The organism is Wolbachia endosymbiont (group A) of Portevinia maculata, from assembly GCF_964028525.1.
Lineage (GTDB): Bacteria > Pseudomonadota > Alphaproteobacteria > Rickettsiales > Anaplasmataceae > Wolbachia.
The window spans coordinates 720,420-745,014 of sequence record NZ_OZ034786.1; the positions used below are offsets into that span (position 1 = coordinate 720,420).

Sequence of the window (24,595 nt, forward strand, 5' to 3'; positions counted from 1 at the left end):
TTTTAGTTGATAAGTGAATAATCATGAGCTTCGTCATTGCAACTTTCTATCACTTTGTAGAACTCTCTAATTATTATGACATGAAAGACGAAATAAAAACTGCATGCGACAACATTGAATTAAAGGGTACTATACTCCTTGCAGAAGAGGGTATTAATGCAACCGTATCTGGTGAAAGAAACGCGATTGATAAAATATTCGATTTTCTACGTTCTGATTATAGGCTAAAGGACCTTACATGGAAAGAGAGTGCAGCAGAATATCAACCATTTAGCAAGATGAAGGTAAAATTAAAAAGAGAGATTGTGAATCTTGGTGTAGGCAATCTTGATATTTCCCTTAAGGGTAAATATGTTGATCCAGAGCATTGGGATGATTTTACTTCTCAACCTGACGTTTTAGTAATAGATACACGAAATGAGTATGAAGTGAAATTAGGCAAGTTTAAAAATGCAATCAATCCACATACTCAGCGTTTTCGCGATTTTCCTGAGTGGGCAAAGTCTTTCTCTGAGAGTAAAGACCTGAAAGTAGCTATGTACTGCACTGGTGGGATTAGATGCGAAAAATCAACAGCGTACATGAAAAATCTTGGATTTAACAATGTATACCACCTGAAAGGCGGCATTCTTTCTTACCTTGAAAAAACTTATAATAAAAATGGTAATTGGGAAGGTGAGTGTTTTGTTTTTGATGATAGAATTACTGTTGACAACTCACTTACTCCAAGCAACACAATAAAATGTATATTCTGCTCAAATCAAGTTTCAACGGACAAGCTGAAGTCAGTTCCACGTGGCCAAGTGGTTTGTTCTGATTGTAAACTTCAGTGTTATAGCTATAATAAATAAAACATCATGCCGCTGCAGTTGTATGCACGTTGTGATTTGAGAGCAACCTCTACCAGAAAGGGTGTCATGCCAGTGCCCAGACACTGGCATCCAGGTTCTTTTTTTCTAGATTCCAGCGTCGCGCGCTGGAATGACAATAAAGAGCATATGGTTATGCAAGAAGTCTATTTCTTACCCTTAATCAACTCTAAAGCCTTCTTCAAATCTATGCTTTCAATATCTGCATTCTTACCCAAAGCAACGTTTGTTCTATCGCATTTTATATAGAATCCGTACCTACCGTTGCAGATGAAAACTTCTTTTCCTTTTTCATTAACCCCGAGAGATTTTAACTCTTTGCGTGGACTGTTTGCAATAATTTGTACAGCTTCGCTCAATTCTGTATTCAGCACCTCTTTAGAGCTTTTTTTAAGAGAAAAATATCTACCATCATAAAAAATATAGTACCCAAATCGTCCAAGGCCTATTTTTATTTCCTTTCCGGTCTCAGGGTGTTCTCCGATTACTTTTGGCAAGGAAAGTAACTGAGTAGCGGTATTCAGATCAATATCATTAACATTTAGATCCTTTGGTATGGAAACTGTTTTTTTCTTTTTGGACTCACTATTAAACTCAAGGTAAAGCCCAAAAGGACCTTTTTTAATTACTACCTCTTGGCCTGTTATATCATCTACACCTAAACTTTTTGGATATTCTAAATTGTCATTACTACCTGTAATTTCTTTTGTATGGTTGCATTCAGGATAGTTAGAGCATCCAAGGAACACTCCTGCTCGCCCAAAGTTCAATTTTAATATACCATCAGAGCAAGCAGGGCATTTCTTACCTATTTCTTCTTTTCCTTCCTCTGAACAAAACCAATTAACTACCAAATCGTGAATGCCGCTGAAAACTTCATCATGTGTCATTTGCTTGACAGAATTTACATGACCAAAAAATGGCACCCAAAAGTGGCTCAATTCTTTTTTCCAATCTGCATGTCCATTTGAGATTAAATCAAGCTTTTCTTCCATTTGTGCTGTGAAATCATACTCTACACAACGCTGAAAAAAAGTTTCTAAAAATATGGTAACGATCTTACCACGACTGCTTGGAATAAATCTTTTATTATCCAGTGTAACATACTCACGATCCTGCAATACCGAAATAATTGTCGCATAAGTTGATGGACGGCCTATACCGATTTCCTCCATTTTTTTAACGATACTTGCTTCACTATAATGAGGTGGCGGTTGAGTGAAATGCTGTTTTGGCTCAACTGAAATCAGCTTACACGCTTCCCCTTCCTTCATGGCAGGTAGCAGGCCTTCATTTTCGGCTTCCATGTTATCTTGATAGACTTTATAAAAACCATCAAAGAATATACTTGATCCACTTGCTCGCAGAATCACTTTCTGATCAGTAGAACTAATTTCAACTACCACTTGATCAAGAATCGCCGATTCCATTTGACTTGCAATGGTTCTTTTCCAGATTAAATCGTACAATTTAAATTGCTCTGGCGTTAAGTAATCCTTAATACTACCCGGCGTTCTATTGATATCAGTTGGACGAATTGCTTCATGTGCTTCTTGAGCATTTTTGACCTTTTTTACATATTTACGAGGAGACTGTGGTAAATATTTATCACCATATAACGACTTAATTGACCCTCTAATTGAGTTTATAGCCTCATCTGCAATATGAAACCCATCTGTACGCATGTAAGTTATCAACCCTACAGTTTCACCACCAATATCGATACCTTCATATAAATTTTGCGCTATGCGCATAACATTTTTCACATTAAAATACAGCTTATTCACTGCATCTTGCTGTAGAGTAGAGGTAATAAATGGAGGAAGCGGATTTCTCTTAACTTGCTTGCGTTCTACTGTGCTTACAGCATATTGCCTTGATTCAATCTCCCTGACTAAGTTCTTTGCTTCTTCTTCATTTTTAATATCAAATTTTTCTAGCTTCTTATTGTCATAGTGACTCAGCATAGCAAAAAAAGCCTCATCTTTGCTATTTTGCATTTCTGCCTTTATGCTCCAATACTCCTGTGTTATAAACTTACTGATTTCATCTTCTCGTTCGCATATAAGCTTTAATGCAACAGATTGAACTCGCCCCGCAGATTTGCTTCCCGACAATTTTGTCCACAGCAGCGGTGACAAGCTAAATCCAACTAGATAATCCAAAGCTCTGCGTGTTTGCTGTGCGCGCACTAAGTCCATATTAATTTCACGTGGATTCTTTATTGCTTCTTGAACTGCTCTCTTTGTTATCTCATTAAAGACTACTCTATAAATGTTGTTTTCATTACTGATTGCTTTCTTTTCTTTTAATGTCTCTATCACATGCCAAGCCATTGCTTCCCCTTCTCTGTCTGGGTCTGTTGCAAGATATATATCTGATGCTTTACTCGCTGCTTTTACTAACTCTTTTATATACTTTTCTGCTTTTTCAATGGTTTCATACTTTATAGCAAAATCATTATCCGGATCGACAGAACCGTTTTTTGCTGGAAGATCCCTCACATGTCCAAAGGATGCAGCTACTTTGAACTCTTTACTTAAATATTTGCCTATTGTCTTTGCTTTCGCAGGTGATTCAACTATTAATAATGCCATATTGTTAATTATTTTAGTATTTAAAGATAATATGTTGAGAAATATACGATGAAAAGTAAAAAAATATTTTAATAGGTCTTGTGAATTTTACAGAGTAGGTTGTTCATGGTTTCCAGAAAACCCTTAGACCTTGCTATTTTCAAGTGAATTTGAAGGTCTATTACAATAGTATATGATTGCAGCAGCAACCAGACAATAAGCTCCAACTGCTATTCCCACTGCTATAGCTAACCCAAGAAAGGTTTACCTGAAGGATAGAATAGGTTATAATGGCATATTAAAGAGATGAAAAATGCCAAGCCCATATAGTGAAGACCTCAGAGAACGAGTTCTCAAAGCAGTTGATGAAAAAACAATGACGATAAAAAGAATTAGTGAAATATTTAAACTGAATATAAAAACAATATATTTATAGAGGAAAAGGAAAAAAGAAACAGGAAACATAAAGCCATCTTCAGGCTATCAAAAGGTGACTGAGCCTCATCGGTGGCAGAATCTGGGTCACGAGGTCTTCTTCCTACACTCCATGTAAGAGCAGACAGTGCCTCAAAAGAACTGCCACCTATCCACTCTGAGAAGTTATTATCTTCTCTTGCTTTCAACCAAGTAATACTTATTCATATCATCTGGGTAAGGTCAGTTTGTAAAACTTAATTTGTACGCTTCCTAGTAATTCTGATATAGTTACTTTAGTTAAAGTCTATAAAAGTTTATAAATGGCAACCTTAAGTGTAAGAGAAGCTTTATGCACAGCGATCAGAGAAGAAATGCAAAACGACCCTGACGTGTTGATCATCGGTGAAGAAGTTGCAGAGTATGATGGTGCCTATAAAGTAACAAAAGGATTACTGAAAGAGTTTGGAGAAAATAGAGTGGTTGATACGCCTATTACCGAACATGGATTTGCTGGCCTTGCTGTTGGAGCAGCATTCGCTGGATTAAAGCCAATTGTCGAATTTATGACTTTTAATTTTTCTATGCAGGCTATCGACCAAATCGTGAATTCTGCAGCAAAAACAAATTATATGTCAGGTGGACAACTTGGATGCCCCATAGTATTTCGTGGGCCAAATGGTGCTGCAGCAAGAGTTGCTGCACAACACTCTCAATGCTTTGCATCTTGGTATTCGCATATACCGGGATTAAAAGTGATAGCACCTTACTTTGCCTCCGATTGCAGAGGTCTGCTTAAAGCTGCAATTCGTGACCTGAGTCCGGTAATATTTCTAGAAAACGAAATAGCTTACGGACATGAACATGAAGTTTCTGACTCTGAGCTGTCAAATAAAGATTATCTACTTGAGATAGGCAAGGCTGCTGTTATACGGGAAGGAAAGGATGTAACTATCACTGCTTTCTCACTGAAATTAATGGATGCTTTAAACGCAGCAGATTTACTTTCAGGTGAAGGTATAGAAGCTGAAGTTATTGACCTCAGAACCTTAAGACCACTTGACACTCAAACTGTTATTAACTCTATTCAGAAGACTAATAGGTTAGTTAGTGTAGAAGAAGGATGGCCATTTGCAGGAATAGGAGCAGAGCTGTCAGCCGTTGTTATGGAACAAGGATTTGACTACCTTGATGCTCCAGTTATGCGCGTAACTGGCAAGGACATCCCCTTACCTTACGCTGCAAATCTAGAAAAAAAAGCATTACCACAAGTGGAAGATATAGTTGAAGCCGTGCATCAGGTCTGTTTTAGAAAAAAAATAATTTTTAACTTCTAATACAATATATAAAAGCAATTTACTGGCAAAATGTTATCGGAATTTATTTCTGTTTGTCCACTCCACATTGGTCCATCAAAGAAGTATTTCCACCTATACCACCCATTACTTTTGTCACAATAGTTTTAGCACCGAAAAATACAGCACAAAATATACCGAGTGCAAAAAGAGCTGGCCATGGCATTCTACCAAATATCGCAAGCAAAGCTGCACCTATTATCACTACGGTCATAAGCGGTCCACCTATTCCCCAAACGTAGCCAATAATATTACATATTACTTGAGCAGTTGTATCAGCATTAGTGTCAGCGGCAGCACTCCCAACATAAGAAAAAGAAATAAATAATACTATAAAAAGAATATTAAAAACTTTCCTAGGGTTCATCCCTATACCTTAAATTTAGATATTGCAATTATACCTAAAATACTATAATTTTTAGTAAAGCTAGCATAAAGATTGAATAACAAACGGTGCCACAAAAGTAGTTGACACACAACTGCACGAACATTGTAATATGGCACGATATCACATAGTAAACGATGTCATCCCAGTGCCCAGACACTGGGATCCGTTTTCTTTTTTCTAGATTCCAGCGTCACGCGCTGGAATGACAGCAGTCCTATGTCATACCGCCGCGGTATCTCTAGATCCCGCTAACACGTAGCGGGATGACGAATTGCTTAACCGTAATACCGCCACGAACCGTCATACCGCCGCGGCGCTAACAAGTAGCAACTGTTCTCCCTCGTCATACCGCGATTCATTCGCGGTATCTCTTAGCATAGATCCCGCTAACAAGTAGCGGGATGACGAGATGCCACCGCGAACCGTCATACCGCCGCGGTATCTCTAGATACCGCTAACAAGCAGCGGGATGACAGCAATCCTACGTCATACCGTGATTTATTCACGGTATCTCTTAGCCGCTAACACGTAGCGGGATGACGGTTGTCGGTGAACCTAAATTACTTTAGCCATAAATGTTTGAGAAATTTACCAAACGAAAAAAAAGGCAAAAGGAACCCCATGGTTGGCTAATTATCTATATTAACTTTATAAATTGGCGTTTTTTACTCTCAACGCTCCAATTTAGCTACTTTTATAACAAAATTGTAAACGTTAAGAAATTTACTAAGCAGAAAAAAAGGCAAAAGAAACCCCGTGTTAGCTAGTTGTCACTCTCTAATCCTGCAAATTGGCGTACTATACTGTCTTAAACGACTTATAAGCGCGTTTCAGCTTATATAGGTAAAAACCCAGAAATGTTGTGAAGACATAAGGTGCACATAGTGCAAAAAATTAAAAATAAGACGCCAATACGTTGTTTTCTTGCTGTTTAATCTGCACAGATGAAGATAACTGAATACCTCCAGTACCATGATAAGGGGGCTGGCGGAGTTTGTCAAGTAAGTTTTTTCGTTTCTAACGGTTGTTGCCAAAAACTATACAAGAAGTCTTTTAAGATCAATCACTTATCTTCAAAGCTTGAATAAAAGCATTCTGTGGAATATTTACGTTCCCTATAGAATGCAACCTTTTTTTACCCTTCTTTTGCTTTTCAAGTAGTTTCATTCTTCGCGTTACATCTCCACCATAGAGTTTAGCTGTTACATCTTTTCTATATGGATTAATCGTTCCTCTGGCAATAATTTTCCCGCCCACTGCCGCTTGAATCGCGATTTTATATTGCTGACGTGGTATTAGATCCTTCAAGCGTGCGCATATTTCACGCCCCCTTTTTTCTGCTCTGCTTTTGTGAGCGATACAAGCCAGTGCATCTACGGGCTCTCCATTAATTAAAAAGCTTAATTTATCTATTTGGCTTACCAGATAGCTGGAAATTTCCCAATCCAAACTTGCATACCCCTTGGAAATTGATTTTAATCGATCATAAAAGTCAAAAACAACTTCAGACAGTGGTAACTTATATCTTAACAATGCTGTTGTTGTGTTACCAATGTAAGATAAATCTTCCTGTTCTCCCCTCCTCTCTTCACATAATGATAGAATCTCACCTAAATATTGGTCAGGGACCATTATAGTTGCAGTAATCCACGGCTCTTCTACCATTTCAATCTTTGTTGGATCTGGCATGTCACTAGGATTATGAATGCTCAGAACTTCACCACCTTGCGTTGTAACCTTATATATAACACTCGGTGCAGTTGCTGTTAGATCTAAATCAAATTCTCTCTCGAGCCTTTCTTGAATAACTTCAAGATGCAACATTCCCAAAAAACCACAACGAAATCCATAGCCTAGCGCATTTGAAGTTTCTGCTTCAAAAGTAAAACTTGCATCATTCAAATGTAATTTTTCCAGTGCTTCTCTTAAAGATTTAAAGTCGTCCGTTTTATTAGGAAAAATACTACAAAATACCACAGGGTGCACTTCTTTAAAACCAGGCAATGCCTTGCTGCACGGTCTTTTCTCTTCAGTAATAGTGTCTCCCACTCTACAGTCTGCAACTTCCTTCATTGAAGCAGTGATAAAACCAACTTCACCTGCTGAGAGTTCACCTGTCATTACTTTTTTAGGAGTAAAAATACCGATATTGTCCACTTGGTATGTAGAGTTATTAGACATCATAACAATCTTCATGCCCTTTTTTAGCACTCCATTTTTAATTCGTACTAAAATTACTACTCCCAAATAAGTGTCATACCAACTATCAACTAAAATTGCCTGTAGTGGAGCATTCACATCACCTTGAGGAGCTGGAAGTTTTGTCACTATAGCTTCTAATACATCCCTTATTCCAAGACCAGTCTTGGCTGATATTAAAACTGACTCACTTGCGTCAATGCCAATTACTTCCTCAACCTGGAGTTTTACCTTTTCTGGATCTGCAGCAGGGAGATCAACTTTATTGAGTACAACTATTATTTCATGATTGTTGTCAATAGCTTTATATACATTTGCAAGAGTCTGAGCTTCAACACCCTGGCTACTATCTACCACTAAAAGTGAACCTTCACATGCAGCTAAGCTTCGACTTACCTCATAAGAAAAATCAACGTGACCTGGGGTGTCCATGAGATTTAGGCAATATTGATTACCGTCGTTTGCCGTATAATTGAGTTTTACCGTCTGTGCTTTAATTGTAATGCCACGTTCACGCTCTATATCCATTGAATCGAGTATTTGATTGATCATTTCTCTTGCTTCAAGGCCGTTACATTTCTCTATTAAACGGTCAGCAAGCGTTGACTTACCGTGGTCTATATGCGCTATTATTGCAAAATTTCTTATGTTGTTCATTTATGGCCTACTATACTTAATTAGTAAAACTATTTTACATTTTAAGTGTTGTGAGGGCAATTATTTATTAAGAGACTATTTACTCCTTCAACATAGACGACACTTTTTTCGAGCAGGAAATCACTTTATTAACCATATAGTTTTCATGATTGTTATCTATTTTAGGCAACTCATACAGATAATTCACCATCATTCCAGCCGACTGACTAATACCCTTTTCAGAAGTATCCGCCATCCAGTTTAATTGTTTTATTGATGCGCCATTGCTTAAATGAAAATGTGCCACCGGATCATAAGCATTTCCATTACTATTATTCACTTTTAGTAAATAATATGTACACAGTTTAAGCATGCATTGTTTAGTTTCATTTGTACATTCAACGTTAGTTTTTAATTGCTCTGCACTTTCTAAAATTTCTGCACTAGATTGTTTTATATTTAGTTTGCCCAATAAAGTGACATCTTGGTTTAGATTGTTTTTTAGCCATTTCGTAAAGCCAGGTATTGGAGAAAGAGTTGCGTATGTTTTTATACTTTTAAACTCTTGCGATAGCTTTTCTACAACCCTTTTGATCAAAAAATTACCAAGGCTGATTCCAGATAACCCTGCTTGAGTATTTGATATTGAGTAGAATATAGCAGTGCTTGCACTACTTGGATCACTTGAAGGTACTGATTCATCTAAAAGGTGTTGAATGCTATCTGCAATCTTATTCACCAATGCAACCTCTACAAAAATTAGAGGTTCGTTTGGTATTTTGTAATGAAAGAAAGCAAAACAGAGACGATCAGAATCTAGTCTGTTTTTTAAGTCATCCCAAGAGGAAATTTTATGCACAGCTTCATATTTTATAAGTTTTTCTAGCAATGATGCAGGTGAATCCCAGGTGATTTGACGAAGATCGAGTAGATCAACATCAACCCAAGTATAGAGTATATTTTTTAATTCATTCTCTAGTGGATTCAAGCTTCTATATTGGTTCTTTAGCTTAAGCACATCAGAACGCATATCAACAATAAACTTGAGGCCTTCTGGTAGAGAAATAAATTGCTTCAATATTTTAGAACGCGGTGATTCAAGAATTTTTATTAAATCCTGTTCAAATTTATAGTTTAACTCGGGATCTTGGTTTTTCTTATACTCTTTAATTTTCTCATCTATTTCCGCTTTATTCGGATTAAATTTTTCTGCCAGGGTTTGTAGAAATTTTATTTTACCTTTCTCTGATAAGCTCAAGTACAGGTTACCAAGAGATACAGCGTTCTTACGTGCTGAAACCTCTCCTCCCTTTGGGTTTAAGCACTCGTTCATCTTCAAGACTAAACTATCGATATCGCGACTGTTGCTTAAATCAGGACCGATGTTACCAATCCACGATCTTACAGCATCTGCCACTCCACCTAGTATTTTAAAAAAGCTTCTTACCGCTTTTTTGTCTTCAACTTTCACTATATCAGTTTTTACCAATGATTCTTTTGTCATAGATTCCCTTTATTATACATGGCTAATGCAAGTCAGGTTTCCCTACGTCATACCGCCGCGGTATCTCTAGATCCCGCTAACAAGCAGCGTGATGACGAATTTGTCGTTTGTCAAATCGTCGGTAAACCCAAGTTATTTTAGCTACATATAGCTTAAGTTAAAGGAAAATTTTAGCTACATAGCAGGCACTATTACTGAATTATTAATAATTCAGTAATACAATAGACTTCTTGCACTACCTCCCAAGCCACAACTGTCATTCAGTAGAAACAAAAAACTTCCTTGACAAACTCCGCCAGCCCCCTTATTATGATAATAAGGGTATTTATGACTCAAAACTTGTTTTTGACCTGCAGGCTCAATGACAAAATTCAGTAAAAAACTTAGGGTATTTTTTGGCGGATTACATAAAATTATAGCGGCTGCATGTCTTTTAAATTTTTTCTACATTCAGCCAAATCGCGCTTATTTTAAGCGTTAGCACATTATTACAGCGCCACTTACAGTAATATAGAGTCAAAACTCGCACCACGGGGCTTCTTTTGCCTTTTTTTCCGCTTGGTAAATTTCTTAATATTTGTAGCTGAACGACAACCGTCATCCCTGTAAAGGTCAAGTATCCCGCTACGTGTTAGCGGATGAGATACCGCGAATGAATCGCGGTATGACGGTCTGCGGCGGAATGACGGTTCGCGGTGGCATCTCGTCATCCCGCTACTTGTTAGCGGGATCTATGCTAAGAGATACCGCGAATGAATCGCGGTATGACGGTTCGTGGCGGTATGACGGTTAAGCAATTCGTCATCCCGCTACGTGTTAGCGGATGAGATACCGCGAATGAATCGCGGAATGACGGTCTGCGGCGGAATGACGGTTCGCGGCGGAATGACGGTTCGCGGCGGTATGACAGTTAAGCAATTCGTCATTCCGCTACGTGTTAGCGGATGAGATACCGCGAATGAATCGCGGTATGACGGTTCGTGGCGGTATGACGGTTAAGCAATTCGTCATCCCGCTGCTTATTAGCGGGATCTAGAGATACCGCGGCGGTATGACGTAGGACTGCTGTCATTCAAGTAGCTGACACTGGAATGACACGTCATAAAGGAACCAGTGTTAGCTACTTGGATGATACCTTTTTTCTACTTAGTTTGGGTTATGCAAGAAGTCTATTTACTTCTTAACTTGACGCACATGATGTCTTGCAGCACCATCTACTGCTTCTAAATAAACCATCGCCAAACATATACCACTGTGTACTTCTATAGATAACTTACTGCCTAAACTTCGATTAAAGCAAGAATTCTTTCCTGGAAAAGCAAGGTTGCTAAGATGCAGTTCCCATTTTAATCCTTTGGTTGATATTTGAGCTCTCGGTATACCAAGTAAAGATATTTTAGTATCTTTCGGCAAAGAAAAATGGGTAATACTTTTTTGTAGGATGTAACCTACCATGGGAGGTGAAGGTGTGTAAAAGATACTGCCCGTACTTAGAAAAATGTTAATATTCTGTAGTATGTGATCAATTACTCCTCCAGTAATACCCGTTACTATTGATGGCAATAACTTTACTGTTTTTAAGTGAGCCATTGCTTTAGAAAAGTCGCAATAATCTTGATCAGGTAGATATATCGTATTCAAATTAGCACGTAAATCCAGATTTACGCTATCCAAATCTCCTACTACAAGATCAGGTTTTACGCCAATTGATAGAAGCTTGTTTGCTCCTCCATCTACAGCAATAATAGGTATATCTCGTTTAAAAAACGATGAGCTCGGTATTTCTCCATTTAGCACTACAATAGAACGATATTGTTGTTGTGTACTGCAGTGCAGCACATGATCATGGTGCAGGTTTTGCATCGTAGTAACATTTTTAAATAATTGATATTATGCTAATCACTAATCCAGCAATATTGCTAAGCACCACAAAAATTGAGCTCTGGTAAAGACCATAGCCAATCCAAGATAATGAACAAATAAGATAGTTTACTAACATTAGCATCGATACATCACGAGTAACTTTAGTGATATATGCTTTATATACTTGAGGTGATAATCCAATTAGAGATGCAATTAACGCAATGAAGCCGAAGCATTCTTCAATATTTATATACATACATTTTCCTACGCTTGCTTTAACAATATCAGGTTCAAAGGGTTGTACTTTATGTACTCTCAGCTTTTCTAGAGCACCCCTAATGCGTGTAATTTATAACATCATTTAGTCTATTAATCAAGAAATTAATAGTGACTTGCATTCATGAAACCCAATCGGCTTCTATGCTAATTATTATCCAAACTAATCGTCGGTTGTGCATCTTGCTCAGAGATTAGGGCAACCAACAAATTATTTATCAATTGAACCTTTTGCTTGCCATCTAATTGTAAGCTTTTGTTTTTTTCAAAATGAGCTATTACTTCCTCGACAATTCCTATTGCATTTTGCACTATATGCCTTCTTGCCGAAGTGATAGCATGTGCTTGTTGACGCCTTAACATTGCTTGTGCAATCTCGGACGAATACGCCAAATGCGATATTCTTGCTTCTGTAATCTCAATTCCTGCAATATCTAATCTTTGTTGTAACATTGACCGCAATTCATCTGAAATTTTATCAGAATTTTTACGTAAAGATTCCTCATCGCTTTCGCTATCATACGGATAATTGCTTGCTAATTCTCTTATTACTGAGTCACTTTGTACAAAAACAAATTCGTGATAGTTGTTAACATTATAATACGCCTTTGCAGGGCTGTTTACTCTCCAAACAATTACTGCAGAAATCTCTATTGGACTTCCATTTGCATCATTCACTTTTATTTTTTCTGTGTTGATATTTTGAAATTTTAGGGAAACTATATATTTGCTTGAAAAGGGAAGCGTTACACATATTCCAGACTTAAAATAAGTTCCAATATAATGACCAAAAAACTCTATCACTCTTGCTTCATTAGGGTCATTAATAAAAAATCCTTGAAGAAAAGTCAAAATTGAAACAGCAGCAACTCCAAGCGCAATTGTGCTGTCATATGCAAAAAAAAGCAGCGATAAAATTAATCCTAGCGCTATTAGTACAGGAAAAAACCGGAGTTGACTTAAATTTCTATCGTTTATCGTATTCTTATCCATATTGTCTTTAAACTTCTTTTTCACTTGAACCCTCTCTGTTGATCGTTTTATTTATCTTATTTACAAATAGTTTAAACTCTCTTAATTCATGATCAGGCAATTTTACTTCAGTTTCATGCGCTATCGTAAGCGGATCGATGTGTTTGCCGTTATATATAACTTCGTAATGTAAATGGGGTCCTGTTGCAACACCAGTGCTACCAACATAGGCAATGACCTGCCCCTGTTTTACTTTAGAGCCTAACTTTATATCGCCACTAAATCTACTTATATGCGCATAACAGGTTGAATATTCATTTTTGTGTTTTATTTTGATGTAATTTCCATAGCCACCATTCTTTCCTATATATTCTACCACACCCTCTGCAGCAGCGTATATGGGAGTGCCAAGCTTAGCTGCATAATCCACTCCTTTGTGAAAAGCAATTTTACCGCGAACAGGATGCTTTCTATTGCCAAATTTTGAGGATATGCAATAATCTCCATTTAAAGGATTTGCAAAAATTTCGCCATTTTTTAAGCTTATTCCTTCTTTATTAAAATACCTTTCTTTGCCGTCTTGCGATTTATAATGATATAAACTAATAGCTTTCTTGTTTATTGTCAGTGAAGCATATAAAATCTTTTCTTCAGTCTTCTGATTACTGAGCGATCTCTCAAAAAGAACCTCCAATTTACTCTTCGGCACAATGTCTTTTTTAAAATCAACACCAAAATCTTTATATATGTTGATCAATTTTACCACTGTATTTGGCGCCAACCCTTCCGTGTCAAAAAAAGAGGATTTTATGTCACTAGATATGAATAACAACTTTCCATCACTTTCTGTCGTCAAAGTAGCTTTTTTTTTTCTGATTCCATGCTGGAATGGCTGTGCAAGATCTGTTGATGTTTCAGTAGCATATGCTGGTAAAATACAAAGCAATACAAATATTACCAGCCTCATAGCTTATCAACAAAAGTAAAATTACCTTCAACATACTGTACATCATCATTATCTTCTAATTCTTCAACCAATGTGGATAATTTATCGATCAACTCTTTATCGCTAATTTCAACTAGATCCTTTGGTTGCCACGAAAGACGAGCAAGTTCTGGTTCTCCGAATTTTGCATAAAAGGCATCGCGTACTTTACCAAAATCTTTTATTTCACAAGTTATAACGTGTAATCCTTCTTTGTCATTTTCCTCAACATTCAATACTTCTAACTCGATCCCATAATTAAATAAATCATCAAAATTCACACCCTCTGCTTTATAGACGATTAAGCCTACATGATCGAAAAGGTAACTAACACTTCCTGTTTCTCCCAAGTTTCCACCCTTGCGAGAAAATATATAACGTACCTCAGAAGCAGTACGGTTGCGGTTATTAGTCAAGGCATGGACAATAAGTGCAGTGCCAGAAGGCCCATGACCTTCATATTGGATTTCCTCATAATTTTCTCCAGCAACGTTACCAGTTGCATTTTTTATTGCTGTTTCTATTTTATCTTTTGGTAGATTTTCCTTGCGTGCAGCAAATATAGCAGAGCGAAGGCGCGGGTTGAGTTCGGGATCGGGTAGCCCTTGCTTTGCAGCAACTGTTATTTCTCTAATCAGCTTCGTAAATTTTTGAGAGCGCTTTGCATCCTGAGTGCCTTTCCGATGTTTTATATTTGAAAATTGTGAATGACCAGCCATATTCAAATAGTTAAAAACCTAATTATATATCAAAGCATAGAAAAAGCTAAAGCAAATTTTCAAGCCTCTGGCTTGGCATCTTGCAGGTTTTCTGCTAATAACATACTTTCATACTGCTCAGCTTCTAAGTCAAGGCCAAGAGCTGAATGGGCTGCTATTAAATAGTTAATAGACTTAGAAAAATATTTAGAATCCTTATAGCTTGCTATATTCTGGAAACGCTTAATTGCTGCTAAATATTCACCACGCCTCAGGTAAAACTTACCGATAGAGTACTCTTTTGTTGATATATGCTCTGTGATCAGCTTTGCTTTTTCCTTCATCTCGTCTACATATTCGCTGCCTGGAAAGAGATTAATGTACTCTGTAGCTAGCTCTAAAGTTTTATATGCAACTTGTTGCCCGAGCTGCACTTTGTTAATTTGCATGTAATAAGATAGTACTCTTAAGTAATACACATATGGCAAATCTTCACCATTTGAATAAACGTATATATAATCATCCATATCACTTGCAGCACTACTGTAGTTACCCATATTATAGTGAGAAACCCCAGATAATAATTTTGCTTTCCTTGCCCAATAAGAGAAAGGGTACAAATCTTCTATCTTTTGAAATGCCCTAATAGCTTGTTTATATTTTTTCTGGTCAAAAAGTTCAACTGCTTCCTCATATAGTTCAGCTTCAGTTTTTTCAAGATCATCCGCATACGATTGTGTAAAGGAGCAAATTAGGAAAATAAAGCACGTGATTAAAGTCTTATACATAAGATTTTTTTCGATCAAAATAAAGTATAGACCTAAATATTACTTAAATAAATAAATTTCTTAGGCAATAGCCGGCCCTTCCTCTTTATAACTACGGTCAGAACTACCTGCATTCCTCGATTTACCTTGTCCTTCCACTTTTGGATCTTTCAGCGTTTTGCTGTAGGAATGTGTAGTTAATATCTGTACAACCATAAAAAGTGCAATACCTATCAAGCCTAAAGTAGGCCCAACAGCAGGATTTAAGGACGATGCTAATGCCATTAACATTATCCTTCTTATTAAAAATATAGAAGAACCAGCAAGCGCCAATCCGGCTAGGCTTTGTTGCATCGCTACTTATGAAAGGCTAACTATAGCTAGGATTATAAGCAACCTATTGAAAATCTTGTTTTTTTGCAATCAATCTGATCAAATTTAAGAATAGTAATTTATTATTTATATTAATAAACTTAATTCTATTGAAAATAGCTAAAGCATTGAAATTCTTGAATTTTAGCCGGATTAGTGAGTGGTAGTGAAATTTCTTTTACTCAAATTTAGGTATTCACTGACCGTTCTTGTTATAAATACCAGAATAATAAGCTACTGATATTCTCCATCTTTTTTATCTTTAATCCATCATAGCTAGCGATGCAACAAAGCCATCCGGCTACAGACATATTGCTAGTTTTCTTGCTAGATTTTTCATCAAGATTAGATTTTTCTGTTTCCTTTTTCTTATTTTTTTCATGCTCATCAATATAAGAAACAAGAGTTACAAGAAAAGCAATTGCATTGGCAAGAAATAAAATTGCATCCTCTGCTGCTTCAAGTGAAGATGTTTCACCCATTATCATACCTACAATAATCAGTGCAGTTGTTATAGCCTCAATATAGATCAAACACTGACCTATATCAGAAATATTGTGCTCTTTTTCCTTTACTTCCTCTCCATTTTCAATATTCTCCAACTCTCGTTCTTTTTGTGCTATTTTCCTATTATTGTAAATTAAATATAGCGTACAAATAAGAGATAGGACCATAGAAGGTAATATAGTGTGGCTTAGTGCGCCACTTATCACGCCAAGTAATACCTGATCGCTACATATTTTTTCCAGTTCAATAGCCATAAATAATGCAAATGGAACCATTGTTACCAATGATACACATTGTCTATATAGCTCTCTTTTTTTTAGTGTTAATAGCTCTTGTTCTAGCTTCTTCTTTTTTTCTGCTTCTTCTTTTAGTGTTAATGACTCTTGTTCTGACCTTTCTTTTTTGACTTCCTTATCAACTGTCAGCCAAAAATCCCCAAAAAAATCTTCAGGAGAAAACGTAGTCTTAAAGTTATCAGTCATATAAACCCTATTAACTAATATATTATACAGGATTTTAACTATTCAGTCAATATTATGAAAGTATTAACTACTTTTGTATATTAACTGTTTCTCAAGAAATTCAGTCAACCTGTTTGATGCCGGCTAGGATATAATTATAGCCTGACCACATAGTTATAATAGCTGCAACCCATAAACAAATTGCACCTATATATTGAGTTGTGTCGTAATCGTTCATTATTAGCGCTACTACAGCAACCATCTGCAAAAATGTTTTAATTTTGCCAGCTTTGCTTACAGGTAGACTAACATTTATAGCTATAAGGAACTCCCGTAAACCCGAAACTAATATTTCCCTACAGATGATGATAATCGATGGTACTATTGTAAAATCATTTATCTTCTGCTTATAAACTAGCATAATTATCGTTGAAACCACTATTAATTTATCAGCAATTGGATCAAATAGCTTGCCAAACTTTGATTGGACTTTCCACGCACGCGCCAAGTAACCATCAAAAAAATCCGTAATGCACGCAAACACAAAGATTGATATTGTTATCAGGCCTGCATATTTATTTTCTATATAAAAACTTAATATTATTGCTGGTATTGCAAGTGCACGAGAAATTGTAAGCAAATTAGGCACGTTTTTCTTAAGCATGTAATATCATCTTACGTAATAGGTAAACTTATACAGAAGTACAACAGAGTTCACAAGCTAATAGTTTACAATTGAACATTTATAAAAACTCCATATACTTAAAAATTACAAGCTTAAAATATAAGAATGAACGATGATTTAGATAATACCACAAAACAAGAGGCACTTAAGTATCACAGTAGAGGTGGTAACCCTGGTAAAATTTCAATCATGCCAACAAAACCTTTATCTACCCAGTATGATTTGTCACTTGCTTATTCTCCTGGCGTTGCAGCTCCGTGCCTTGAAATAGCTAAAAATCCTGAGGTTGTTTATGATTATACGGCAAAAAGCAATTTTGTAGCTGTCATTTCAAATGGCACTGCAGTGCTTGGGCTTGGTAATATCGGTCCTCTTGCTGCAAAACCTGTCATGGAAGGCAAAGCTGTTTTATTTAAGCGTTTTGCTGATATTGATGCAGTTGATATAGAAGTTGGTACAGAAAATATAGAAGATTTCATCAATGCAGTAAGGTACCTTGGGCCAAGTTGGGGGGGGATAAATTTAGAGGATATAAGATCTCCCGATTGTTTTATAATAGAGAAACGTCTGAATGAACTGATGGATATTCCAGTGTTCCATGATGACCAGCATGGAACTGCAGTGGTTGTTGCAGCTGGTATAGAAAATGCTCTTGATATTGTCGGAAAGAAATTAGAGGACGTTAAGATCATTATGAATGGTGCTGGAGCAGCCGGTATTGCATGTTTAGAAATACTAAAGTCCATGGGCGCTAAAAATATAGTGCTGTGTGATAAGCAAGGAGTAATATACAAAGGTAGAAACGAGGACATGAATAAGTGGAAGGAAAAATATGCAATTGATACTTCCGAACGTTCTCTACTTGATACAATAAAAGGCGCTGATGTATTCATCGGATTATCTGCAAAAGATGTGTTAAATGAAGAGATGTTAAAGAGTATGGGCAAAGACCCGATTATTTTCGCTCTCGCCAACCCCGATCCAGAAGTAAGGCCTGAGTTTGCAAAATCTGTGAGGCCAGATGCAATAATCGCAACTGGCAGGTCAGATTACAACAATCAAGTCAACAACGTAATGGGATTTCCTTATATATTCAGAGGAGCGCTTGATGTACATGCAACAACAATAAATGATGAGATGAAAATTGCAGCTGCAGATGCAATAGCAAAGCTTACCCGTGAGCCAGTGTCTGACGAGATATCTGCAGCCTATGGCGGTCGTAAAATGAGCTATGGACGTGAATATATAATACCTACTCCATTTGACCCAAGATTAATTTCTATAGTATCTCCTGCTGTTGCAAAAGCCGCAGTTGATTCAGGTATTGCAAGAAAGGCAATACAAGATTGGAGTAAATATGAAAATCAATTGAAATCTCGCCTTGCTAGTACACTTAACACGCTGAATCTACTGTCTTCACAATATTAGTAACCATATAATCAATAATTCAATTGCACCCAGTCGTTTTAGATTTATAATGAAAGTATTGTAATTTAAAGCAAATCAATGACTATTGCAATTCACGAATTAGAAAGGATCATCAAACAATCGTTCCCCGACGCTGATATAAAGGTTCAGGACCTTGCTGGAGATGATGATCATTATCATTTAAAAATAACCTCCAAGCGCTTTCTTGGAAAGACAAAAATAGAACAGCATAAAATGGTATATAAAGCTCTGGAAGGTCAGTCTATACACGCCTTGCAACTGGAAACTAATACTTAAAAATAAGGTGAATTTATGAGCAGTTTTGAACAAATAAAAAAAGATATAGCGGAAAATGATGTGGTGTTGTACATGAAAGGCACTTCTGATTTTCCTCAATGCGGATTCTCTGGACTCGTCGTGTCAATCCTAAAAAAATTGAACGTGAAGTTTAAGTATATTAACGTGTTGGAGAATGATGAAATACGTGAATCTATAAAAAAGTTTTCTGATTGGCCAACAATTCCACAATTATATATAAAGGAAGAGTTTATCGGTGGTTGCGACATCACTCGCGAGATGTACGAAAAAGGCGAACTGCAAAATTTATTGAAGGAAAAAAAAATTATTGCGGAATAAGTACCAAGAAACCAGTGCCCAGACGCTGGGATTGGTATAACGTAGTATAAGCTATGAAAAAGGATCTTATGTCTTAAACCTTATCACCAGGCTTAACAAATAGGTGGCCCAATACTATTAACTTTATGGGTTTACCTTCGTTATTTGCTACTATCCAAACCCCATCGCTCTCATGATCAACAATTTCTATTGGTACAAATATTACATAATTATTGTCATCAACAATCTTTATTCCAAGAGCACCCTCGTCACTTAAGCTCAGGGCTGAAGAAGGAACTTTATATGCAAATCTTTCGCCTGAAGGTAGTCTTACGTTGGCAGTTAGTCCCTGCAAGGATATCATTTTATTATTAATTACCTTTACCTCTACCCTATAAGACCCAGTTTTAGGCTCAGCAATTTTACTAATAAAACTTACTTCACCTGCCAATTCTTTTCCGTCCAGTAAACTAATTTGAGCTGTGCTGCCTAGCTCTATTTTATTTACTTCATTTTCCGAAACGTATAACACCACAAGAATTTGATCGAAATCAACCACGTCAGCTATTTTTTGCCCAGCATTAACAAAATCCCCTTCGTTTGCATTGATTTTATCAATATAACCATCTATAGGAGATTTGACTGCAGTATTTTCTAAATCCAATTCTAGCCTTTTTAGGTCAGCTTTTGCACTTTGTAACGCAGTAAAAGCTGCTTCTACTTGTATTTGTGCTCCATAGCCTGTTTTATTCAGTTTGTGAGAGGAATCATACTCAATTTCACGCTGCTTTAATAAAGCTTTGGCTTTCTGAGATTGCTCAATCCTGTCATAATCTTCTATCTTTAACACTACATCATCTCTTTTTACCTTTTCACCATCAGGTAAATAAATAGCAATAATCTTACCACTTATTTTTGAGACAAGGCTAGCTCTATGTAAGGGATTTACTGTACCAGAAAAATTTAAATATATAGTGCGGTTTTGCGGCGCACATTCTTGAGTTTTTACTGAAAAGCTACTAGTTGCATTATCACTATGAACCGCCTGATCTTTTTTTAAAAATGCACTGCTGATAAAAAACAGTAGAATAAAAGCAATACTAGAAATGATGATTACTTTATTTCTCATCTTTAAACAATAGAATTTGTTGACTAATTTTGTTAGAAACAACTGCATAAATTTTCGAATCAAAAATGTAAGTATAATACATGCACCATTGTCACTCCATAAATAGTTTTATATGAGAACAAACACAAGATTTTCCTACAATAAGTAAGTTTTTTATTGCTAAGAGGCAGTATAAATTCCGTTAAAAAGCAGCAGAATGACAAACAACCTAAAAATAATTAACTGTAGCAGCCTACTTTTCAATAAACTCCATTTGCATTTCTTGTATATTACTTTCTATTTGCTCTATTTGTTCTATCAACCTTTCCTCTAAGTCAAGATTACCGCTCAGCCTCGCTTCGGTTCTTTCTTTTCGTAACGCATTTAATTCTTTTAGTAACACTATATTATTCCACACAATTTCTGCAGATTTTCTCTCGTTCAGTTGGCTATTTAGTACACTAGTTTTTTCAAATACATACTTTATAACGTCAAACTGTTTCAATTCTTGTAACAAAGCCTCTTTACCAAGTTTGCTTTTGTTACTTATTACATCAATTACACGCTGTTGTAATCTTTTCATCTCATTAGTAAATTCAAAATGAGAAAATTGCTCAAAAAATATAGGACGGTTCAAGATTTCAGGAAATTCTACGGCTATACGCAAAATTATGGCCTGATTTTGCTCTGCCTCAATTAGCTCTGGAGATTTGTTATGAAGATACTCACCTTTTGTTGCTCTAGTTTTACTATTAAAAATCTGTTTTTTGAAGCTACTTCTTAGTTCACTAGCCTTATTGTAAAAATAATCTCTATAATACCTTCTAATACTGCTGTTGCTAATAGTATTTACATATTCCATGAACTTGTGCTCAAGAATTGAATATTTTTCCGGAGCAAGTTTTTCATAATTTTGAAAGTTGCTATCGATTATGTGACGCCATAAATATTCAGAATGCAGTTTTGTTGAATGGTCAAGAGCAGTCAACACGTCTTCTTTCTTGTATGCCAGTTCGTTACATATATCGTATGGATCTTTATTACTCGGCAAAGTCACAAACTTTAACGTGTATCCAGGCTCTAATATTGGCAGAGCAAGTTCCGCAACTCGTGTAGCAGCACGATATCCGGCATTATCGCCATCCATACAGATGGAGATTTCTTTAGCAAATCTCCACAGGTTTTTTATCTGTTCTGCAGAAATTGCGGTACCAAGTGGAGCAACTGCATTACTAATTCCCGCTTGATGTAGCGCTATAGTGTCCATATATCCTTCAACAACAAATATGTGCTGTTTTTTACGTATTTCGCTTAAAGCAAAGTTTAATCCGTATAAATTCTCCCTCTTCTTGAAGAGCTGACTCTCTGGGCTATTTAAATATTTTGGCTGTTGCTCAGAACTCAGCGCACGTCCGCCAAAACCAATAACTCTTCCTGCAATGTTGTATATAGGAAATATCAGCCGGTCATAAAAATAATCATGAAAATTTTTGTTTACTAATCCAATATCAATTAAAATTTTGTCTTCAATACCTGAAGAGTTTAAATACTCTTTCAAACCAGAGCTTGGTGCATAACCTATCTTAAATTTATCTATGATTTCAGGTAAAATCTTGCGCTGCTTTAAATAATCTACAATGCCCTGATTTTTTTGTGCAAACCAATTTGCAGCTAAATCAAGCGCTAAAAATAGTTTATTGTCCCCTTTTGTAATACTAAGACTTTTGGGCAGTTCAACACCTGTAACCGATGCTAATCTTTCCAATGCTTCTTTAAAGCTTAATCCTTCAGTTTGTGAAATAAATTCAAATGCATCACCACTAGCTGAACAACCAAAACAGTAATATAACCCCTTAGTATTGCTCACCGAAAAAGATGGGGTTTTTTCGTTATGAAATGGACAGAGCCCAACAAAACTATCTCCTCTTTTTATTAGCCTGACTTTTTTACCTACTATGTCAGATAATAATAATTTTGATTTTATAATATCTATGTGATCCATCTTATTGAATTAGTAGTAGGATAAAAATTATATAGAATTTATACACATCTGACTCGAAATTTATTTCAAGCTTTAGGACTCCCGAAAGATCAGGAGTATTAAAACGGCTTGACAGAAAGATCAAAATAAATTACCCATATAAATATCCTTAAGTTATGCAAGATCAACTTTTTATATGTCAGATATAATATCAATTGCCTCAGATCATGCTGGTTATGAATTAAAATCAGAAATAAAATCCTACCTGGAAACCCTGGGTTACACAGCGGTAGATCAAGGCTGCACTGCTAAGCAAAAGTGTGTAGATTACCCAGACTATGCTGTTAAAGTTGTAGAAGATATAACAAGCAAAAAAGCAAATTATGGGATATTAATTTGTGGTACAGGTTTGGGCATGAGTACTGTGGCAAATCGTTTTGAAGGAATCTACGCTGCTTTATGTAACAGTGTTGAGATCGCAAAATTAGCTCGCGAGCATGGCAACGCAAATGTACTGTGTCTTGGTGCAGGGTTTACTGCGAGTGGATTAGCAAAAGACATAGTCAAACAATTCCTCGAAACAGAATTTTCAAAAGAAAGCAGACATAAAAAACGCCTTGATAAACTCAGTAATATAACCTCTAAGAAAAAAAAAACAAAAACTTATAACGAAGATGAAATATCAAAATTCGCTAAAATGGCAGGCCAGTGGTGGGATGAGAACGGCAAATTCAAACCATTGCACATGATGAATCCTGTTAGAGTATCTTACATTATTGAGAAAATAAAAGAGTTAAAAAAATGCAATTTGAAAGAATTATCATTGCTTGATGTTGGATGCGGTGGTGGCATTTTGTCAGAGTCAATGGCACGCGTTGGCATTAACGTTGTGGGAATAGATGTATGTGAAGAAAACATCAAAGTGGCACAGTCACATGCGAAAAAAGTAGGGCTTAATGTAGAATATATGCACACCAGCATTGAAGAGCTAAGCAATGACAAGAAGTACGACGTGGTTCTGCTGATGGAAGTAGTCGAGCATGTAGATAATTTAGAATTCTTTATGAGAAGAGCAATAGAATTGCTGAAACCAGAAGGGCTAATCTTTATATCCACAATAAATAGAACTATCAAATCCTTCTGTCTTGCAATAGTCGGCGCAGAGTACATATTAAATTGGCTGCCTAAGGGTACGCATAATTGGAATAAATTTCTCAAGCCGTCAGAAATTGCAAATCACTTAAGAGAAAATAATGTAACGCTGCAAAACATGGCTGGCATGGAGTACAACGTAATAAAGCGTGAGTGGAATTTAACTAAAGGTGTGGATATTAATTATATACTTTGTGGTTTGATGAGTAGTTAGATTTAACTCTATAAAAGCACCATTTTCACTTCCAATACTTTGAAGGATCTTGGCCAGCTTTTATACAGTAGCCTTTATTAGTTAGCGCCCAACCGCGACGACAAGAATAACTTGTACCTACACGTTCATATCCAGGAGCAGCAACACACTTTCCTTGAACCAACGTTTGACCTTTATAAGGACAACGAACCGGCATTTGATCTTCAAGAAAATTACAAACGTTTTTTTCTGTTATCGCTGTTGCAATTTTAGGTGCACCAAAAAACACAGCAACAAACATACCAAGTGAGAAAAGTGAAGGCCAAGGCATTCTTCCAAATATTGCAAGTAAGCTTGTACCAATTACTACTACTGTAATCATTGGTCCACCTATTCCATGAACGTAACCTATTACATTACACATTACATCTGTTGCTCCATCAGCGTGTGCATCAAATGCATAGAAAACTATAAATAGAATTACAAGAAAATTTCCCATTGTTCTTTCAATAATCATACCTGATTGTTTCTTATTTTAATAAAATTTCAGTAAATAGCTTTTTTCAAAAATTATGCTTAACCCAATCAATA

The 24,595-nt window shown here is 36.3% G+C and carries 24 protein-coding genes and 1 riboswitch; of the genes, 8 read left to right on the top strand and 16 right to left on the bottom strand.

Annotated features, from left to right (window positions below; all coding sequences use genetic code 11):
- Positions 1 to 23: 23 nt before the first annotated feature.
- The gene (locus ABWU36_RS03655; RefSeq protein ID WP_353273010.1) at positions 24 to 851 is read left to right on the top strand and encodes a rhodanese-related sulfurtransferase; all 828 of its coding nucleotides are present in this window, start codon (positions 24 to 26) and stop codon (positions 849 to 851) included.
- Positions 852 to 1,015: 164 nt separating this feature from the next.
- Here the strand turns inward: ABWU36_RS03655 and topA are convergent, their stop codons facing one another.
- Positions 1,016 to 3,466, bottom strand: coding sequence for a type I DNA topoisomerase (gene topA / locus ABWU36_RS03660; protein WP_353273011.1), 2,451 nt, complete (start codon positions 3,464 to 3,466; stop codon positions 1,016 to 1,018).
- A 292-nt stretch (positions 3,467 to 3,758) separates the two neighbouring features.
- Between topA and ABWU36_RS03665 the strand changes: the two genes are divergently transcribed.
- The 3 genes from ABWU36_RS03665 (at position 3,759) to ABWU36_RS03675 (ending at position 5,196) form a co-directional block, all read left to right on the top strand.
- Entirely contained in the window at positions 3,759 to 3,881 is a 123-nt protein-coding gene (locus ABWU36_RS03665) for a hypothetical protein (RefSeq protein WP_264687946.1), read from the top strand.
- A 71-nt stretch (positions 3,882 to 3,952) separates the two neighbouring features.
- Positions 3,953 to 4,120, top strand: a complete 168-nt coding sequence (locus ABWU36_RS03670) for a hypothetical protein (protein ID WP_341816363.1) — start codon at positions 3,953 to 3,955, stop codon at positions 4,118 to 4,120.
- A 62-nt stretch (positions 4,121 to 4,182) separates the two neighbouring features.
- The gene (locus ABWU36_RS03675; RefSeq protein ID WP_253309186.1) at positions 4,183 to 5,196 is read left to right on the top strand and encodes a pyruvate dehydrogenase complex E1 component subunit beta; all 1,014 of its coding nucleotides are present in this window, start codon (positions 4,183 to 4,185) and stop codon (positions 5,194 to 5,196) included.
- A gap of 43 nt (positions 5,197 to 5,239) precedes the next feature.
- Here ABWU36_RS03675 and ABWU36_RS03680 read toward each other — a convergent pair whose 3' ends face one another.
- The 12 genes from ABWU36_RS03680 to pgsA form a co-directional block, all read right to left on the bottom strand.
- Positions 5,240 to 5,581 (bottom strand): TrbC/VirB2 family protein, encoded by a 342-nt coding sequence (locus tag ABWU36_RS03680; protein WP_353273012.1) that lies wholly within the window; start codon positions 5,579 to 5,581, stop codon positions 5,240 to 5,242.
- Between the two features lie 1,080 nt (positions 5,582 to 6,661).
- Positions 6,662 to 8,458: a translation elongation factor 4 gene (gene lepA / locus ABWU36_RS03685; protein WP_353273013.1), complete on the bottom strand. Its 1,797-nt coding sequence runs from the start codon at positions 8,456 to 8,458 to the stop codon at positions 6,662 to 6,664.
- A gap of 79 nt (positions 8,459 to 8,537) precedes the next feature.
- On the bottom strand, positions 8,538 to 9,941 hold the full coding sequence (locus ABWU36_RS03690) for a malonyl-CoA decarboxylase (RefSeq protein WP_264687944.1): 1,404 nt from the start codon (positions 9,939 to 9,941) through the stop codon (positions 8,538 to 8,540).
- Between the two features lie 1,173 nt (positions 9,942 to 11,114).
- The gene (locus ABWU36_RS03695; RefSeq protein ID WP_353273014.1) at positions 11,115 to 11,804 is read right to left on the bottom strand and encodes a thiamine diphosphokinase; all 690 of its coding nucleotides are present in this window, start codon (positions 11,802 to 11,804) and stop codon (positions 11,115 to 11,117) included.
- Positions 11,805 to 11,817: 13 nt separating this feature from the next.
- Positions 11,818 to 12,060: a SemiSWEET family sugar transporter gene (locus tag ABWU36_RS03700; protein WP_253309181.1), complete on the bottom strand. Its 243-nt coding sequence runs from the start codon at positions 12,058 to 12,060 to the stop codon at positions 11,818 to 11,820.
- Positions 12,049 to 12,151, bottom strand: a riboswitch (TPP riboswitch). It overlaps the preceding gene by 12 nt.
- A 76-nt stretch (positions 12,152 to 12,227) precedes the next feature.
- Positions 12,228 to 13,073: an SPFH domain-containing protein gene (locus tag ABWU36_RS03705; RefSeq protein ID WP_264688468.1), complete on the bottom strand. Its 846-nt coding sequence runs from the start codon at positions 13,071 to 13,073 to the stop codon at positions 12,228 to 12,230.
- A gap of 7 nt (positions 13,074 to 13,080) precedes the next feature.
- The gene (locus ABWU36_RS03710) at positions 13,081 to 14,019 is read right to left on the bottom strand and encodes a M23 family metallopeptidase (protein WP_353273015.1); all 939 of its coding nucleotides are present in this window, start codon (positions 14,017 to 14,019) and stop codon (positions 13,081 to 13,083) included.
- On the bottom strand, positions 14,016 to 14,756 hold the full coding sequence (locus ABWU36_RS03715) for a YebC/PmpR family DNA-binding transcriptional regulator (protein ID WP_253309949.1): 741 nt from the start codon (positions 14,754 to 14,756) through the stop codon (positions 14,016 to 14,018). Before ABWU36_RS03715 ends, ABWU36_RS03710 begins: the two co-directional genes overlap by 4 nt.
- 59 nt (positions 14,757 to 14,815) lie before the next feature.
- Positions 14,816 to 15,523, bottom strand: a complete 708-nt coding sequence (locus ABWU36_RS03720) for an outer membrane protein assembly factor BamD (protein ID WP_253309179.1) — start codon at positions 15,521 to 15,523, stop codon at positions 14,816 to 14,818.
- Positions 15,524 to 15,583: 60 nt separating this feature from the next.
- Positions 15,584 to 15,856: a hypothetical protein gene (locus ABWU36_RS03725; RefSeq protein ID WP_353273016.1), complete on the bottom strand. Its 273-nt coding sequence runs from the start codon at positions 15,854 to 15,856 to the stop codon at positions 15,584 to 15,586.
- A gap of 230 nt (positions 15,857 to 16,086) precedes the next feature.
- Entirely contained in the window at positions 16,087 to 16,863 is a 777-nt protein-coding gene (locus ABWU36_RS03730; protein WP_353273017.1) for a hypothetical protein, read from the bottom strand.
- Between the two features lie 100 nt (positions 16,864 to 16,963).
- Complete coding sequence (pgsA, locus tag ABWU36_RS03735; RefSeq protein ID WP_253309177.1) at positions 16,964 to 17,506, bottom strand: CDP-diacylglycerol--glycerol-3-phosphate 3-phosphatidyltransferase; 543 nt, start codon at positions 17,504 to 17,506, stop codon at positions 16,964 to 16,966.
- A gap of 126 nt (positions 17,507 to 17,632) precedes the next feature.
- Here pgsA and ABWU36_RS03740 point away from each other — a divergent pair, with 126 nt between their 5' ends.
- The 3 genes from ABWU36_RS03740 (at position 17,633) to grxD (ending at position 19,591) form a co-directional block, all read left to right on the top strand.
- Positions 17,633 to 18,955 carry a malic enzyme-like NAD(P)-binding protein gene (locus tag ABWU36_RS03740; RefSeq protein WP_353273018.1) on the top strand — a complete coding sequence of 441 codons (1,323 nt, stop codon included), beginning with the start codon at positions 17,633 to 17,635 and terminating at the stop codon, positions 18,953 to 18,955.
- A 78-nt stretch (positions 18,956 to 19,033) separates the two neighbouring features.
- Positions 19,034 to 19,252 (top strand): BolA/IbaG family iron-sulfur metabolism protein, encoded by a 219-nt coding sequence (locus tag ABWU36_RS03745; protein WP_253309175.1) that lies wholly within the window; start codon positions 19,034 to 19,036, stop codon positions 19,250 to 19,252.
- A gap of 15 nt (positions 19,253 to 19,267) precedes the next feature.
- Complete coding sequence (gene grxD / locus ABWU36_RS03750; protein WP_164224629.1) at positions 19,268 to 19,591, top strand: Grx4 family monothiol glutaredoxin; 324 nt, start codon at positions 19,268 to 19,270, stop codon at positions 19,589 to 19,591.
- Between the two features lie 73 nt (positions 19,592 to 19,664).
- Here grxD and ABWU36_RS03755 read toward each other — a convergent pair whose 3' ends face one another.
- Positions 19,665 to 20,747 (bottom strand): efflux RND transporter periplasmic adaptor subunit, encoded by a 1,083-nt coding sequence (locus ABWU36_RS03755; protein WP_264687940.1) that lies wholly within the window; start codon positions 20,745 to 20,747, stop codon positions 19,665 to 19,667.
- A gap of 184 nt (positions 20,748 to 20,931) precedes the next feature.
- Positions 20,932 to 22,680, bottom strand: a complete 1,749-nt coding sequence (dnaG, locus tag ABWU36_RS03760; RefSeq protein WP_264735691.1) for a DNA primase — start codon at positions 22,678 to 22,680, stop codon at positions 20,932 to 20,934.
- 175 nt (positions 22,681 to 22,855) lie between these two features.
- Between dnaG and ubiG the strand changes: the two genes are divergently transcribed.
- Positions 22,856 to 24,025, top strand: a complete 1,170-nt coding sequence (ubiG, locus tag ABWU36_RS03765; RefSeq protein WP_253309173.1) for a bifunctional 2-polyprenyl-6-hydroxyphenol methylase/3-demethylubiquinol 3-O-methyltransferase UbiG — start codon at positions 22,856 to 22,858, stop codon at positions 24,023 to 24,025.
- Between the two features lie 25 nt (positions 24,026 to 24,050).
- On the opposite strand, the gene ABWU36_RS03770 is transcribed toward ubiG, so the two are convergent.
- On the bottom strand, positions 24,051 to 24,521 hold the full coding sequence (locus ABWU36_RS03770) for a TrbC/VirB2 family protein (protein WP_264687938.1): 471 nt from the start codon (positions 24,519 to 24,521) through the stop codon (positions 24,051 to 24,053).
- Positions 24,522 to 24,595: the final 74 nt, after the last annotated feature.